Annotated in this window: 11 protein-coding genes; 6 read left to right on the top strand and 5 right to left on the bottom strand. The window is 52.3% G+C overall.

Annotated elements, in window-relative coordinates; all coding sequences use genetic code 11:
* Window positions 1-34: 34 nt before the first annotated feature.
* On the bottom strand, window positions 35-1,336 hold the full coding sequence (locus FYZ48_RS08350) for a radical SAM protein (RefSeq protein WP_145189259.1): 1,302 nt from the start codon (window positions 1,334-1,336) through the stop codon (window positions 35-37).
* A gap of 315 nt (window positions 1,337-1,651) precedes the next feature.
* Between FYZ48_RS08350 and FYZ48_RS08345 the strand changes: the two genes are divergently transcribed.
* Both FYZ48_RS08345 and FYZ48_RS08340 read left to right on the top strand, forming a co-directional pair.
* Window positions 1,652-2,818, top strand: a complete 1,167-nt coding sequence (locus tag FYZ48_RS08345) for an N-acetylglucosamine-6-phosphate deacetylase (protein ID WP_145189256.1) — start codon at window positions 1,652-1,654, stop codon at window positions 2,816-2,818.
* A gap of 372 nt (window positions 2,819-3,190) precedes the next feature.
* Entirely contained in the window at window positions 3,191-4,684 is a 1,494-nt protein-coding gene (locus FYZ48_RS08340) for a protein kinase domain-containing protein (protein ID WP_149339284.1), read from the top strand.
* Between the two features lie 10 nt (window positions 4,685-4,694).
* Here the strand turns inward: FYZ48_RS08340 and FYZ48_RS08335 are convergent, their stop codons facing one another.
* Window positions 4,695-5,711: an AAA family ATPase gene (locus FYZ48_RS08335; RefSeq protein ID WP_187781926.1), complete on the bottom strand. Its 1,017-nt coding sequence runs from the start codon at window positions 5,709-5,711 to the stop codon at window positions 4,695-4,697.
* Between the two features lie 463 nt (window positions 5,712-6,174).
* On the opposite strand from FYZ48_RS08335, the gene FYZ48_RS08330 reads away from it, so the two are divergent.
* Together FYZ48_RS08330 and FYZ48_RS08325 are read left to right on the top strand one after the other, a co-directional pair.
* Entirely contained in the window at window positions 6,175-8,526 is a 2,352-nt protein-coding gene (locus FYZ48_RS08330) for a DUF4159 domain-containing protein (protein WP_242022491.1), read from the top strand.
* 47 nt (window positions 8,527-8,573) lie between these two features.
* A complete protein-coding gene (locus FYZ48_RS08325) occupies window positions 8,574-8,987 on the top strand; it encodes a hypothetical protein (RefSeq protein WP_149339280.1) in 414 nt (137 codons plus the stop codon).
* A 17-nt stretch (window positions 8,988-9,004) separates the two neighbouring features.
* Here the strand turns inward: FYZ48_RS08325 and FYZ48_RS08320 are convergent, their stop codons facing one another.
* The 3 genes from FYZ48_RS08320 to FYZ48_RS08310 all read right to left on the bottom strand — a co-directional run bounded on the left by FYZ48_RS08320 (window position 9,005) and on the right by FYZ48_RS08310 (window position 14,170).
* Window positions 9,005-9,820, bottom strand: a complete 816-nt coding sequence (locus FYZ48_RS08320; protein WP_149339278.1) for a glycosyltransferase — start codon at window positions 9,818-9,820, stop codon at window positions 9,005-9,007.
* Window positions 9,821-10,055: 235 nt separating this feature from the next.
* A complete protein-coding gene (locus FYZ48_RS08315; protein ID WP_149339276.1) occupies window positions 10,056-11,933 on the bottom strand; it encodes an outer membrane protein assembly factor BamB family protein in 1,878 nt (625 codons plus the stop codon).
* The gene (locus tag FYZ48_RS08310) at window positions 11,933-14,170 is read right to left on the bottom strand and encodes an outer membrane protein assembly factor BamB family protein (protein WP_242022489.1); all 2,238 of its coding nucleotides are present in this window, start codon (window positions 14,168-14,170) and stop codon (window positions 11,933-11,935) included. Before FYZ48_RS08310 ends, FYZ48_RS08315 begins: the two co-directional genes overlap by 1 nt.
* A 288-nt stretch (window positions 14,171-14,458) precedes the next feature.
* On the opposite strand from FYZ48_RS08310, the gene hemB reads away from it, so the two are divergent.
* Together hemB and FYZ48_RS08300 are read left to right on the top strand one after the other, a co-directional pair.
* A complete protein-coding gene (hemB, locus tag FYZ48_RS08305; RefSeq protein ID WP_149339274.1) occupies window positions 14,459-15,445 on the top strand; it encodes a porphobilinogen synthase in 987 nt (328 codons plus the stop codon).
* A gap of 252 nt (window positions 15,446-15,697) precedes the next feature.
* Window positions 15,698-16,903, top strand: coding sequence for an aspartate aminotransferase family protein (locus tag FYZ48_RS08300; protein WP_145042513.1), 1,206 nt, complete (start codon window positions 15,698-15,700; stop codon window positions 16,901-16,903).
* Window positions 16,904-16,929 lie beyond the last annotated feature (26 nt).

The raw sequence follows: 16,929 nt of genomic DNA, 5'->3' as shown, positions 1-16,929 counted from the left end.
GCTTCCCGCAGGGTAAGCCGATCAAAGAATGCTGTTATTTCAACGCTTCCAGGGGAATGAAATCGGGAGGATTTCCGGGAGTGGTTGACTCACTGCGATTCGCCAGGATTCCGGGAGCTGCAGTCTGGCTATGGTCCGTTCCCTGGTAGACGCCGAAATCGTTGAAGAAGAATTTCTTGGCAATGCGGTAGACCCAACTCTTCTCGGGAACTTCATTCCCGGGTGAATATTGGGAAGTGCGCGTTTCCAGATTCTGTAGTTCCTGCATCGCCTGTTTCCGGAATGTGGAATCTTTGGCACCATGCTTTTTAACCAGATCTTCGAGCAGATCGGGCCGCTCCAGAATGATACAGCCACGCGTGTTCTGCTGAACGACATGTCGGAAGTCTTTGAGGAACTCCGACTGCACGAATTTTTCTTTCAGTGTTTTGGATTCATCGTGGATGGAATCAGTGGCGAACTGAATCACGGGGCAAGGTTCAATATCGCCCCAGGGATTGATGTGATGGCTGAGGCCGGTCGCTGCCGGACAGAGTGCGGTTCCATCGTGATCAAAGTAGGCGTCGATCACTCCAATCGGTTTACGGGCCCGAATATCCACAACGAATTTGCGGGCTCGCAACTGCTCTTCCGGAGAGAGCGCCAGTTCCGGGTTCGGATCGGGGCCGGCGACACGGTAAATGTGGTACCAGGTATACATGACCCCCATGTCAATCAGCTTGTCGACCCATTCTTCAGTCAGCAGGTCATCAATGTTCGACTTGCATAAGCTGGTGCAGACACCGGTGAGCAGTTTGTTATTCAGGCAGTTCTGAATTCCCTGCATCGTTTTGTTGTAGACATCGCTCCGCCCGCGACGCTCATTGCTGATGATCTCGTTCCCTTCAACGCTGATCAGCGGAGTCGCGTTGCCGAGTTTTCGCAGCTTCTTTGCGATCTCGTCGGTAATGAACTGTCCGTTCGTGAAAATCTGGAAGTAGCAGTCGGGGTGACGTTCCAGAATTTCCAGCAACTGAGGATGCATGAAGGGCTCACCCCCCAGGATGCCGAAGAAGGAGTTCCCCATTTCTTTGGCTTCGCCGATCAGCTTTGACATCGCCTCGACATCTATCTTTTCCTGTTTGGCGGCGACATCGACCCAGCAGCCCTGGCAACGCAGGTTGCAGCTGTTAATTACCGAGACATAGAGGAAGGGGGGGAAGAACTCACCGCGTTTCAGGCGTTTTTTATGTTTGTGAACCGAGAGGGCGCCTTTGAAACCGAAATTGTAAGCCAGTTTCCAGACAAGTCTTTTGTCTGTTTCCATTAAGACGCGTTTGGCCATTTTCAGATACATGAAGGCACTCAGTTCCCCTACGGGTGTTGAATTACTGAACAAATATAATTTTTACTATCAATTCTACTCATTCAGGCGCGGTAAAACACCCGTTTCCCTCAAAAAATACATAGAATTTTCCTGCGATACATAAACATAGATTCTCGCACTGTAAATTGCATGAATTTCATGGTATAAGGCAGTGTTGAGAAAATTCTTTTTTTGACATTGAGGTGCATTTCTTATACTTTCTAAGTTTAAATAAACCTTAGCTAGCCGCTCATTCGTGAACCCAATATTTTCTTTTACAAATTGTTTTAGAGCTCGAGGCAATTGATGGAGTTAGTCGGACGAAGATACGATACATTTGAGGCTGTCAGTGTGAAGATCAAGGGAAACAAGATCTCTTCGATTGAGCTGCTGCCTGATTCAGAAGCAGCCGGACTGCCTTTCATTGCTCCATCAATGTTTGATTTGCAGATCAATGGCCACGGTGGTATCTGGTTCAACAAACCAGGTCTGACTTCGGATGAAGTCTGCCAGGTGATGGAGAAACATTACCAGTACGGCATCACCCGTCTCTGTCCCACACTGATTACGAGTTCCTACGAAGACTACGTCAGCGGCTTCTCTGCCATTCGTCAGGCGTGTGAAGAAAACGACTGGGTGGAGCAGATGGTTCCCGGTTGTCATCTGGAAGGTCCCTTCATTTCGCCGATCCAGGGACCCCGTGGTGCTCATCCTCTGGATCAGGTTCGCCCTGCCGACTGGGATGAATTCAGCCGCCTGCAGGAGATTTCCGGAAATCGCATTCGTCTGATTACACTGGCTCCTGAAGTCGATAACGCCATCCCCTTTATCAAAAAAGCCGTTGCCTCAGGGGTTGTTGTCTCCATTGGGCATACTGCTGCAGAACCCGAACAGATTACCGAAGCCGTTGATGCAGGGGCTCGCCTGAGTACTCACCTGGGCAATGGCGCACATGGAACCCTGCGTCGCCACCCGAATTACATCTGGGAGCAGCTGGGTGAACCGCGCCTGATGGCCAGCATCATCACAGACGGACATCACCTGCCCGCCAGTGTGGTCAGAACCATTATCAAAACCAAAGGTGTCGAGAATGTCGTAATTACCTGCGACGCCTCAGGTCTGGCCGGGTCTCCCCCCGGAATCTACGATGAAGGTTCCGTTAAGATGGAAGTCCTAGAAGATGGCCCAATCGTCATCGCCGGTCAGCGGCAGTTACTCGCCGGCTCCGGTCTGGAGACCGATACCTGCGTCACCACCGCCATCGACATGGCTGGAATCACTCTGCAGGAATCTCTCGACATGGCTGGCTTGAACCCTGCTCGACTGCTTGGGTTTGAAGAAATCAAGCTGGAAGTCGGTTCCCGGGCCGATCTGATTCTCTTCCACTACGAAGGAGCGGGATCCCGGATGAATATCCAGACCGTTCTATCCTGCGGTTCCGTCAAATACGGCACACTGCTCGTCAATTCCTGAAATTGTGCTGCTTAAAACGAATACGCTTATTTCACCTCAGAAAAAGTCAAAATAATTTTCTGCTCGCGTGTTCACTGATTCCCTTCCGCCATTTCCAATGTTATAATTTGATATTCATATTTCAGACATCAAACTTTCATCAACGGAATTTTGTGTCTATTTGAGGGCCTTTGTTTTATTATTATTTTCGGGCTCGCAATTCTAATTGGGATGGTACCCGGTAGTCGGATCTCAGTCCAAACGAGTTATTCATTTTTCTGATTCGCCAGTTTTGGGCAGGCACATCGATCAGTCATGTGTAGCCACCGTACTTATTTGTTTGCTGAGTAACGATTCTTTGCCTGGTGTGCATCAACAGGGCATGGACTACGAATGATTTTTTTCAATAAGAAGTCGCGCAAAAAGAAACTCAGTGCGCAGCTGATTGATCTGAAGCTCGTCAAACCAGACGAGATGGACGCCTGCCTGCAGGAACTTCAGGACAAAGCAGCTGATGACGATCAACTGATTCGGTTACTGGAACGCAAAAACCTGATCACCTCGTTTCAGGCCAGTCGACTGAAAAACAATGAGTTAGAAGGGCTCGTTCTGGGCGGTAACAAGCTGATGTACCAGAACGCCTCCGGAAGTTTTGCCCGCGTCTATCGCGCAGAATCTCTGGAAGATGGACGCATGATTGGCGTCAAAGTTCTTCGGCAACGCTGGGCTCAGGATCCCGATAACATAAAAATGTTTCGCCGGGAAGCAGAAGTCTGCAAGCAATTCAAGCATAAAAACATCGTAGAGATTTTCGATGTCGGCGTGCAGGACGATATTCACTATTTCACCATGGAGTTTGTGGAAGGTGGAAATCTGCGGGACTTTATCACTATCCGCAAAAAGCTCTCTCCCCTGGAAGCCGTCAATTACACCATCGATATCTGCGAAGGGCTGGAGTACGCCAACCGTCTGGGGTACACGCACCGCGACATGAAAGCGACCAACGTGCTCATGTCGATTCAGGGAGTGGCCAAGCTGATCGACTTTGGTCTGGCTGGTGAAGATGATGCCGCCGGTGCTGGTGAAGCGCATCAGCGCGCCGTCGAATACGGGACGCTGGAAAAGTCAACAGGGGCTCCCCGAAATGACCCCCGTAGCGATCTCTATTTTGTGGGCACCATCTTTTACGAACTTCTCTGCGGTAAGCCTCCTTTCCCACGCACGAAAGATATCGAGGAACGTAAGCGGCCGACCCGCTACTCACAGGTTCCTTCGATTACTACGATCGAGCCCGATCTGCCTGAAGCCGTTGTAGACGTTCTGGAAAAACTGATGGCCTATCTGCCACAGGTTCGGTATCAGACAGCGACCGAAGCGGTTCAGGATCTCCTGGAAGTCCGTGCTCAGCTCAGTGGAGCGGAAGAGACACCGAAACCACAGACAACTGCTGATGTCAAAGCGAGTGCAGAGCAGGATCTGAAAATGGCAATCGCTCCGCCGACGATCCTGTGTATCGAGAATCGTTCCAAGCACCAGGATGTCTTGCGGGATTACCTGACCAAACACGGTTACCGCGTCCTGATTTTAAGTGACCTGGATCGGGCCATGCAGCGGGTGAAAGACAATGCCCCCGACTGCATTGTCTTCATGGAAGATTCCATCGGCGAAGGGTGTGTCGAAGCCTTCAAGCAGGCACTCGCCATGGATCCGGATCTGGCAGCCATCCTGGTTCTGTCAGAGAAGAATGCCGCGATCAAGAAAACGCTGAAGAAGACTGATCGCTCCCGGATTCTCGTTCAGCCGATCAAAATTCGTAATCTACGGGCCAAAATCCAGAAGGTATTGCAGCATCAACTCAACGATTCTGCAGAGCTGACTGCCTACTGAAATTCGCGCTTCACTCATACTTGGGAATGTTGGGTTCCGGAATTTCTTCCAGCAGACGTCCGATGATATCCTCGGTGACCATCCCCTCGGCCTGCGCCTGGAAGTTCGTGGAAATACGATGACGGAGTACGGGGACCGCCACGCGACGAATATCATTCAATGAGACGCTCGCACGACCGTCCATGGCGGCAATGGCTTTGCCTCCCGCGATTAGATACTGGCCGGCACGGGGGCCGGCTCCCCAGTCAACCATCTGCTTGATGAAGGCTGGCGCAGAGCCGTCACTGGGCCGAGTCGCACGGACCAGTCGCGTAACGTAATTGATTGTCAGCGGGCCGACTTCGATCATGTTGATCTGCCGCTGTAGATATAAAATCGACTTGGCCGAAAGGACTTTGCGAATTTCCGGTTTCTCGCTGGAGCTGGTGGCTGCCAGAATCTGTTCTTCCTCTTCCAGGTTCGGATACTCCACCTTGATGTTAAACATGAATCGGTCGAGCTGTGCTTCCGGGAGGGGGTAAGTTCCTTCCTGTTCGATCGGGTTCTGGGTGGCGATCACAAAAAACGGTTCCGGCAGATCATAGGTGGTCTGCCCCACCGTCACTTCCCGCTCCTGCATCGACTGCAGTAAGGCAGCCTGTGTCTTAGGCGGAGTTCGGTTGATTTCATCAGCCAGCAGAATGTTGGTAAATACAGGGCCCTGGACAAATCGGAACGAGCGACGGCCCGATTCTTCCTCTTCCAGCACGTTGGTACCGGTAATGTCTGAAGGCATCAGGTCGGGGGTAAACTGGATTCGTTTGAAATCACAATCCAGAATGCGGGCAATGGTACTTACCAGCAGGGTTTTAGCGAGTCCAGGAACCCCGACCAGCAGACAGTGCCCCCCTGTGAAAATGGCTGCAAGGATCTGCTCGATCACATCATCCTGGCCGATCACGACCTTATGCAGTTCGTCCACCATCACGTCATGGTGACGTTTGAGTTTCTCCAGAAATTCGTCAAAGTCGCGTTTTTCGGTAGCCAAGGGATTTCCATTCTGTCTCGTGGTTCAGGCCTGACTGACTCAAAAGGCTGACCGGCATCGATCATCAATGCGGACAGCCTTCAGTCCGTGTGAAAATACGCAGTCAGTCTTGGTAATTATAGCCATCTTCAATCCCGAGAGAAACAGAGACCCGCTGACTTGCGAACGCAAATATGATACAATCAGCGAGACGGGTGAAAAATCAAACAATTCATCTGGAATAGGTAAAATATCTGGTAAGAATGCATAATATTTAAACAAATCAGTTTCCGGACACAGTTCTGGAGAGAAGGGGCTGCGCAGGCTCTGAACCAGTGATGAACTTCGGAATCGAAAGTGAAACGTAATGGATTTTCCGCATTATCGTAGAGCGTATCGGGCGTTGCGCTGGACGTTAACAGCAGTCCTATGCATTTCCCTCATGTTGTTCTCCAGCAGAGCTGTTTTTGCGCAGGGACAGGAATTGTCAGCCAAGGCGGTACTGGAATCCATCGAGCGTGGAAAAGCCTTTCTGCTGCAGGAACAGCAGGGCGATGGTTCCTGGTCCGGTCCGGGGAAGAATTATACTCCCGGCGTCAGCTGTCTGGCTCTGATGGCCATCATCAACTGTGGCATGACTGCTGATGATGAGCCCGTCCAGCGTGGTCTCAAATACCTCAGAACCCTCCGCGCCCCGGAACCCAGGGGAACCTACCAGACCAGCCTGATGATTATGGCGCTGGCAGCCGCTAAAGATGGCAAACGGGATTTACCTCTGATTCAGTCCCTGGTGGCGCGACTTGAGAAAAGTCAGGTGACGACCGGGCCTGATGCGGGAGGCTGGAGTTACGGACCCGGGATGGCCATTGGAGGAGCTGGAGTTGCCGATCGTAGTAACAGTCAATACGCGGTACTCGCTCTGCGGGATGCCGTGCATGCGGGGGTACCAGTCAGCCAGAAGACCTGGAAACTCATCAAACAGTATTGGTCTACACAGCAAAGTGGCGATGGAGGCTGGGGCTATCAGTCCAACGCCGGGGCGAGTCGAGGCAGTATGACCGTCGCGGGGATCGCTACCATGGTGATCGTCAATTCGATGCTGGGAGACGACCTGGAACTGAATCCCGATGGTACTCCTGTCTGCTGTGATCAAAAAGAAGAAGACAAATCAATCGAACGGGCCATTCACTGGATGACCACCCATTTTTCCGTGGGGACCAATCCGGGAGTCAACTCCTGGCTGCTTTATTATCTGTATGGTCTGGAACGTGCGGGACGCTTGAGCGGTACCCGCTTCTTTGGCAAACATGACTGGTATCGGGAAGGGGCCGCATTTCTGACTCAGAGACAGTCGGTGCGGGATGGCTCATGGCGTGGTGCCGGCCAGTTGGAATCCGATCCCGTATTGGGAACCAGCTTTGTTCTGCTCTTTCTCTCCAAAGGCCTGGCCCCGGTCTTGATCAATAAGCTGGAGTACAAAACCGAGGGACAGGTAAAACTGCAGCCGGGAACCATTCCAAACTGGAATCATCATCAGAATGATATTCTGAATCTGACCGATGCGCTTTCCGGACGCCCTGACTGGCCGAAACTGCTGACTTGGCAGACCGTAAATCTCGACCTGGCGATTCAGGGGGGCGGCGTACAGGTTCTCCGGCAGGCTCCTGTGCTGTTTATCAGTGGTCAGGAAGATCCCCAGTTTGGAGTACCTGAGGTTAACATGCTCAAACAGTTTGTGGAGCAGGGGGGCTTTATCTTTGCCGTTGATAACTGTAACGGGGCTGGCTTTGATCGTGGTTTTCGAGAGCTGATCAAAAAAATGTATCCGCAGGGGGAAGTCCAGCTGAAACGGCTGACGGCTGAACATCCCGTCTTTCGCTGCGAATATCTGCTCGATGCGGATAGTGTCGAACTCTATGGAGTCGATGTCGGCTGCCGGACTTCCATTATCTACTGCCCTGACGACCTGGCCTGTCTCTGGGACAAATGGATGCGGTTCCCCTCTCAGGATCGGCCGGTGAAAGCAACTTCCATGATCACGCGTGCTGTCCGGATCGGAACCAACGTGATTGCATATGCGACAGGTCGAGAACCACCAAACAAACTTGACCAGGAAGAACTGGCCAGTGAGAACGGTTTGCAGAATCAGGTCGAACGGGGCTTTCTGCAGATCGCCAAGATCCGTCATAACGGCACCTGGGATGCGGCACCACGGGCTTTGACTAATCTGCTCAAGGCTCTGAATCAAAATGCGGGAATGATCGCTTCCACGAAAACGCCCAGTCTGCCGGCCAGCGATCCTAATCTGATGCAGTACCCGCTGCTGTACATGCATGGCAGAAGCCAGTTCAGCCTCTCTAAAACGGAACAGTCGACCCTGAAACAGGCCTTGGATAATGGCGCGGTGCTTTTTGCTGATGCCTGTTGTGGCGCACAGCCTTTCGATAAAAGCTTTCGTCAACTGATGCAGGAAATGTTTCCAACCAAACAGTTAAAACGCATTCCCGTCGATCACCCTCTGTTTTCGGAGCAGACCGGATATGACGTGCGCCGCGTGCGTCGTCGCCAGATGGAAGTCAACGATGTAAACCAGCCGCTAAAAGCGGAAACCCTGGTCGTTGAACCGCTGCTTGAAGGAATTGAAATTGATGGGCACCTGGCTGTAATATATAGTAAGTACGATATCAGCTGTGCCCTGGAGCAGCAGGCGTCGGTCGCCTGTGCCGGTTATGTGCCCCAGGATGCAGTGAACCTGGCTTTGAATATCGTCCGTTATGCCCTGCTGCAGGATATCGCATATCGGGAAGTCATGTCACAGGAAGTCGAGGCGGAATAGTCTCAACCCCGCTTACCGTCAGTTGAGGCAACAATTCAGGGAGAATCATGAGCGAGCAGGAAGAGCGTCAGCAGAATATTTCACCGGGAGCCCGTCTGGTCGGGGTCGTGATTGGCTGTGTTTTTGGTGGAATTGGTCTGACGCTGATCACCTTTCTGTGGTCTCAACCCTTCGGTGGATTCCATTCGCCACCCTTGTTTTTTCGCATCATTGGTTCTTTGATCTCGATCCCCTTTGTGATGGTCGGTGGCTTCACGGCTTTCAGGTCGCTCACCGCCAGGGGCAGCCGTCTGACCGGGGTCAGGGCTATCCGGAAACCATCCTCCAGCAAGAAGCAGAAACGCAGCAGCTATGCCTGCCCGCACTGCAATGCACCGATTGGGGAAGAGTCGGACGTTTCACCTCATGGAGATGTGAAGTGCAGTTACTGTAAAAAGTGGTTTAATATTCACAGTGACTGATCTCTGACTTGTGCGGCTTATGCTGCTTTGCGCTTCGACTGCGTTTCAACCTGAGCCGGCAGCTGAGTGAAGGGCGATTTCAGAGAAGGACGCAGATAGCGCCAATAAATGGTGCAGAGCTCAAAAAACGCTTTGAAAAAATCGTGAGGCTTCACTTTAGAGCCTGCCACATCCCGCCAACTGGTCAGGGGCAGTTCATAGACGGTGTCTTCCAGCCTGGGGCATCCAAAGAACCGCTCCAACTGCCGCGACCTTGCCAGCAACTCCACATCGAAGATCCAGTTGGTGAGAAAACGTGTGGCAAACAGACTCTGGTTTTCCCGCGTGACACGAAACAGTTTTGCACCGCACTGTGTATCATAAATGGGCAGTCGTAATACTGTAGACGCCGAAGTTGCAAAGATGCGGCCCAGGTAATGCCTCAGCTGTTTTCTTTCAATCTGCCGTCCCAGCAGTTTGACGCGGGCACCCAGAACCATGGATCGTTCAGGCATCTGTTCCAGCTGCGCGACAAAATCCGGAATGAATTCCAGGGGGGTAGCAAGATCTGCGTCCCAGAAACCTGCGTATTCCACACCAGCTTGCAATGCCTGCTGCATTCCCTGGCGGACTGCCTCTGCCTTTCCCTGATTGTGGGAAAGATGTAAAACGTCAAAGTGGTCGGGATCAGCAGCATGCAAATCATCCAGGATCAGCGCGGTGCGATCAGAACTGCCATCGTTAACGAACAGAAAAGAGTGCTCCGGGTGCCGCGCGACATGCTTACGGAACTGGAGGATCTCTAACCGTTTCTCTTCGTTATAACAGGGGACGACAATAATGGCAGGTGACATGAATGATTTGATACCCGTTTCGCCAGTTAGACAGACGTCGTTTCCAGCTGGTGAGATTGCTCAGATTTGGTGAGTCCCCCCTGCCTGTCGCAGGGGCGGTGTGGGAATGGTGAGCGGGGTGTATCAAAAAAGTGAATTTATGTCAAAACCGAATTTCAGAGGCGCAAGAAAAAAGCAGAAGCCTTCGCGGGAAGACTTCTGCTTTTCAGGTTTAGTTGATCGTCGTAACTGCTTATTATTCAGTTACTTTGATCTTGTACAGCCGGGAACGGTCAGAAACGAACATATGTCCGTTGGCGATCGTGGGTGTACTGTAGATTGAGGAATTGAAGGTCTTCTCTTCCAGCAGTTTCTTTTCCTTGCCGGCTTTGAGAATGATCAGCATTCCATCTTCGTTTCCAATGAATACTTTTCCATCAACCACCATGGGGGATCCCCAGCAGGCGGCAAACATGTCGTATTCCCAGTAGCGTTTACCGGTTGCGAAATCGAGGCAGTGTACGAAACCACTCAGGTCTGGTGCATAAACCAGTCCGTCTTCGATCCCGACAGTTGACATCGTTCGACGGTAAAGCAGCTCACCTTTCTTGCCGGTCAGCTTACCATCGGTGTCTTCACCACCGTAGTGCCAGATCTGGCCCGAGTTCGGGTTTTCTTTCCAGCCTTCTTTACCATCAGAGATCTGTGGGCTGATATCACCTTTCTTGGTGGCATCAATGCGGTAGATATGGCCGACCCCTTCACCGTGCTCCGGGTCCTGTCCGACACCCAGAACAACACTGTTGTCTTTGAAGACTGGGGTGCTGATGATTGCGTTACGGGTACCGCGACCACCCAGTTCCCATTTGGAGTCTTTGGGGTTCAGGTCGAATTTCCAGATCAGTTTGGCATTACCGTCGCCATCACCTTCAGGGGTGAAGGCATACAGCCAGCCATCGCCACCGGGGAAGTAAACCTGGGTCTGACCATTCACTACGCCGATGGCGGGTGATGACCACTGACCGTGCAGAATCTGGTCGAACGGAGTATTGTCTTCCCAGATGATCTCACCGGTGTTTTTGTTGATTGCCAGAAAACAGGGAGCCCGCGGAGCAGGGACTTCCAGGTGAGCTTCGTCAACGCCGTTCGATGTCAGCAGGAAGACATAGTCACCATGGACGACCGGCGAACTGGTTGCCAGGTTATGCGGGAAGACACCCAGGTCTTCGATCATATCCAGGTTCCAGATAATGTCGGCGTCTGTTTTGTCGGTGTCCTTTTCATCCTTGTAAGGGCCATCATTTTCGTTGTCGTAGAAGCCATTCGCATCCAGGCACATCAGTTCGCAACGGTTGGTAACGACCCAGACACGGTCTCCTTCGATACAGGGAGTCGAACAGATCCCCTGTTCCGGCCAGTCGTTGACTCGACCCTGGGGCAGTTTTTCTCGCGAGAGCTGCCATTTGAAGTCACCGGTTTTCTCATCAAAGCAGAGTACGACACCGAGGTCGTCTTTGTGCTGTGGACGATACTTACCGCCGTTGTTGGTACCGACGTAAACCTGTCCATTGGCCACAACCGGGTTACCGTAAGTTTGTGAACCCAGTTTGGAGACCCAGACAATGTTCTCGCCTTTATCATCCCCTTCGCCGGGTTTGAAATTCAGAGAGATACCAGTGGTTTTATTGACCATGTTTCGGGTTGGATCTCCACCCCACATCGGCCAGTCGCCTGCGACTTTCGCATCGGATTTTGCCTCTTTGCTGACCAGTTCTGTTTTTTCTTCAGGCTTGGTCTGCGAGGTTTCTTCAGCTTTCTTTTCTGGCTTAGGATCGGCTTTGGGCTTTTCCTCGGCTTTCGGCTTGGCTTCTGCCTCAGGCTTTACGGGGTTCCCATCAGGATCCAGAGCCGGTTCTGAATTTTTCATCTCCGGTTTTTCTTCCGGAACATTCACGCCGGCACCACCGGTGGTTGAACCTGCTTCTTCAATCGGAGCAGAACCACCCAGGTCCGTCGTTGTTTCCGGCATCGCTTCCGGCTTCTCAGCATCGCGGGATTCACAACCTGTGGAAGCCAGCAGTGCACAGCATGCAAATGAGTTCAACAGGGCAAATCGTAATAGAATCTTTTTCATTATTTATCCTCAGAGACAATGACGTTATCAAAGTAAACATCGGCGAGACGGTAGAGGTAAAGCCCTGGGCTTCCCTTCTCATTCGCATGCGGATCGACAGTTTCGATGGTCCACTCTTCGGGTTCCGGTTTTTCACGAGGCCAGACTTTGCCTTTTACCGTTGCCTGTCCATCTTTGACCTCAACTTTGAGCTTCATGGTGTACCAGACATCCGGATCAGAACGGAAACGGATTTCCTTGGCCATCCGCTGGTGCGGAGCCCAACTCTGGATTGCGAGCTTGCTCGAGTTACCTTTCAGGATCAGGTCATAACGATTCACGGTGACGCCGACACTGGCCAGCTTACGTTTCTGTTCCTTCATGAACACGTCTGCCTGAACAGTGTAACCGTTCGGTGCCAGCTTGCTCATGTCAGAGGGACCAAGCCAGACGCTGGCACTGGGGCGACCTTTACCCGGGCTGGCTTTCATTGCCGTGGTGCCATCCAGCTCGTTTGGCTGCAGTTTGAGGAACGCATTCACCCAGCTGCCAGGTACCTGTTTCCCTTTCATACCTTCGAAGTCATACTTCCAGGGCAGAGGTGGGAAGACACGCAGACGGGCTTCGGCAGTAGCATCACCAACTTGAACAGAGATGGTTCCTGCCGCGGGTGATTTCAGGTCACTCGGAGTGGTGACCGACATGCCATCCACTTTCGCCTGTTCCATGCCGGGACCGGGAGTCAGTTTCCCTTCTACTTCTTTGATGAAGCGGCCGTTGGCATCGTAAGCCAGGATTTGATAATCGATCTTATCTCCCTGGGGAACTGCAATTTCATAAGGCACCAGTTGAATGGTGGCAATCTTATCCTGAACCGGTTTTTCTTCTTTCAGAGGAGGCACCGGATCGCTGCTCGGCTTCAGCGATTCGTCGCCGATACAGATCGTACGGTCACGCGTAACGAAATAAATTCGACCATTAGCAATTGCGGGAGAGGCGTAAATTTCATCCATCCCTTTGTCGACGCGAGCCAGCAGTTGGACGTGAGACAGTTCTTCACATTTTTCGCGGCTCGGTTTGAGGATAAAGATGTTTCCGTTGACTTCCATCACATACAGCTTACCGTCTGCCCAGACCGGAGAACCTTTTCCAACGGTTCCGAGGTTGTGAGTCCAGAGCTGCTTACCGTTCTTGCTGTCAAATGCATACATCTGACCGGTGTCGGCGACGACATACAGAATTCCGTCTTTGACAAGGACACTGGCATAGCCGGCTTTAATGCCGTCGACACGCCAGACATTGCCGGTTTCGGTGATGTCGCCCCGTTTGGAAGCGTCGATGCACTGCACCCGACCGAATTCCACGTTATCGATGTTGTCTTCACCATGGGTGATGTAGACCAGGTTACCGTCAGCAACGGGAGAACAGTTCAAACCCCGTTTTGACATGCTGAAGCCCCACAGCTTTTCTCCGGTGCGGGCATTCATACCGTAGCAGCCACCATCGGCATTACCGGCAATCAACTGACGAACGCCGTCGATGACAGTCACGATGGGAGCAGAATAGTTGGTGTCGAAGGGAGCACCGCCGGGAGCGGCTGTCCAGAGCAGCTTGCCACTCTTTTTATCGAAAGCGTAGTAAGTCTGCTTTGGTGGTGGAGCAGCAGTCTTACCCCAGTTGAGTTGCAGGAAGCTGACGATCACACGATTTTCATCAATGATGGGAGTCTGGGTTCGTCCGCCGTAACCGGAAATCTTTCCGTAGTCTTCAGACAGTGATGTTTCCCAGAGGACTTTTCCATCAGATGAGTAGCAGCGGAACAGACCACTGACAGAGTGCACATAGACGTTGCCAGTTTCCGGATCACCCACCATGCTGGCCCAGCCGACACGGGGAGAAGGGATATCGGTCTGGAAAACGTTGAACACATCTTTCCAGATTACTTTGCCGGTCTTGGCGTCCCAGCAGACGACCTGTTCCTGGGCATTGATTTTATCTTTGGGGTCGGTGACATCGTGGTGGGTGCGACAATTCAGATAAACGCGACCATTCAATACGATGGGGGCTGACCGACCACCGATGTCAGATTTCCAGAGCACATTTTTACCGTCGAGGGACCACTCGTCGACGAGGTTTGTTTCACGGGAGATCCCATTATGCTCCGGACCGCGCCAATGCGCCCAGTCGCCTGCAGAGGCAAGCGACGTTGTGAATAACAGCATAATGGAGCTGACAAGCACCATGTTAATTCTTCGCATAGAAGATCCTCACTGTTCTTTTATAGAATGTGGTATCACTGATGAAGGACGACAGGTCGGCTGTCGGACCTGTGATCTCAGCTGCAAGGTGGGAGGGTTAAATCCCCTACATATAATTAATACACTATTGAAGTTTTCGGGGTATTGCAATGGTCTAATCTGTTCTCTCATCCAGATTTAAAAAGAGCCTGTACCTTTATATTCGAGGCTCTTTAGACCATAATCAGGAAATCGATCTATAATTTATAGGTATTCCCTGACTTCAAATAAAGAAGGACCCTGTTTTTCATGTATCCTCAGGTACGTATGCGGCGGAATCGTCGAACCGACTGGTCACGACGCCTGGTTTCCGAGAATCAGCTTTCAGTAAATGATCTGATCTGGCCGGTCTTTATTCAGGATGGCGAAAACCAGAAAACAGAGATTCCTTCCATGCCTGGAGTCCACCGCTTGACCATCGATCATCTGGTGGAACAGGCTGCTGCGGCCGCAGCATTACAGATCCCGGCTCTGGCCCTGTTCCCTGCGACCGATCCGTCAAAGAAAACCGAAGGGGGGGAAGAGGCCTTTAATCCTGAAAACCTGGTCTGTCGGGCGGTGCGTGCTTTGAAAGAGCAAAACCTGAATCTGGGGATTCTCTGCGATGTCGCCCTGGATCCCTACACCAGTCACGGGCAGGATGGACTCGTTAAGGATGGATACGTGGTCAATGACGAGACCATCGACGTTCTCTGTCAGCAGGCTGTAGTGCAGGCGGAAGCGGGCTGCGATATCATCGCGCCTTCGGACATGATGGACGGCCGCATCGGGGCGATTCGAGAAGCCCTCGACGAAGCCGGCTTTCAGCACGTGCAGATCATGGCATATGCGGCGAAATATGCCTCTGCCTTTTATGGCCCGTTCCGTGATGCCGTCGGTTCCGGGACCAACCTGGGAACGGGGGACAAGCGAACCTATCAGATGGACCCCGCCAACAGTGACGAAGCGATGCGGGAAGTGGACCTGGATGTCAGTGAAGGGGCGGATATGGTGATGGTCAAGCCGGGAATGCCTTACCTGGATATCGTCCGCCGCGTGAAAGCGGAATTTGAGGTTCCCACCTATGCTTATCAGGTGAGTGGGGAATATGCGATGATCTCTGCCGCCGCCCAGAACGGCTGGCTGGACCGCAAAAAATGCATGCTGGAGAGCCTGCTCTGTTTCAAGCGGGCAGGGGCTGATGGTGTGTTAACCTACTTTGCTAAAGAAGTTGCGGAAATCCTCCAGGCAGGCTAGATGAATATTTGATGAGTAATCCGATTCTTTTTTCCCGGATTGCTGCTAAATTTTAAGCCTTCTGCTATAATTTTCCGCTTCGTTCTGCGCTGCTGTCAGCTGCAGGAGGGAAGCCTGATTCACTGCTGAAATCACAGGTGAGTCAAAGTTTGCTTTTTTTTCGAACTTCAGTTCAAGAATTAGTGTCAAAATTCCTTTCCATCAAACCGATATTGTGAATTTACGGATTTCTCTTACAAGTGAGGTGTTTCAGTGTCAGTAACGGGACATGCCAGTAGTCAGGAAACGATTGCCCTCTTCGACAAGTATGTGATCCCCAATTACGGTCGCTACCCGATCAGTCTGGTACGCGGCGAGGGGAGCTATGTCTGGGACGCGGAAGGTAACCGTTATCTCGACCTGTTTCCCGGCTGGGGCTGTAACATTCTGGGCTATTGTCCTGAACCGGTTGTCTCTGCGATTCAGGATCAGGTTTCCCGGCTGATTCATGTTCCCAACACCTGGTATACCGAAGCTCAGGGACGGTTCGCAGAATTCCTCTGTAGTCGCAGCTTTGGAAAAGCCTTCTTCTGTAACAGTGGTGCGGAAGCAAATGAAGGGGCTCTCAAGCTGGCCCGTCTGCACTATGACGGTAAGCGGCCCAAGATCATTACCTGCGAAAACGGGTTTCATGGGCGGACCTTTGCTGCAGTCACCGCGACAGCGCAGCCCAAGTACCATGCCGGTCTGGGACCGCTGGTTGCCGGGTTCCGTTATGCTCCGTTCAATGATCTCGAAGCGATCGCCAGCCTCGTCGATGACGAAACCTGTGCGATTATGGTCGAACCGGTTCAGGGGGAAGGGGGCGTGAATGTCCCCGATCAAGGCTATCTGGCCGGTCTGCGAAAAATCGCTGATGAAGCCAACTGCCTTTTGATCTTCGATGAAGTCCAGACCAGTATGGGACGGACCGGCACCTGGTTTGGTTATCAGCAGTGGGACGTACAACCCGACATCATGACGATGGCCAAAGGGATTGCCGGCGGTGTTGCTGCCGGGGCTCTGATTGCGACAGAAGAGGTTGCCCCCAGCCTGCGGCCTGGAATGCACGCCAGCACGTTTGGCGGAAACCCGCTGGCGATGGCTGCCGGTCTGGCGACGGGACAGATGATCGAAGATCAGAATCTGCTGGAAAACTGCCATGCCATGTCCGACAAGTTCAAGCAGTTCTTTGAACAGCTTCAGCAGGAACTTCCCATCATTCGCGAAGTCCGCGTCAAAGGGATGATGATCGGCGTCGATCTGAATATCCCCTCTGCTCCCGCCGTCGGCAAATGCATGGAACGCGGCCTGTTAATCAACGCGACGCACGATACCGTCGTTCGACTGTTGCCGGCTCTGAATGTGACCGCCGAGCAGGTCGAGGAAGGCTGCGAACTGATCGCAACGGTCCTGCGGGAAATGGCCGAAGAGGCATAAGGCCGCGGCCCCTCTCAAGCATCCAT

Source organism: Gimesia chilikensis, assembly GCF_008329715.1.
Taxonomy (GTDB): domain Bacteria; phylum Planctomycetota; class Planctomycetia; order Planctomycetales; family Planctomycetaceae; genus Gimesia; species Gimesia chilikensis.
Note: the sequence above shows the minus strand (reverse complement) of the source record. Positions and strands in the feature narration are given on the sequence as shown.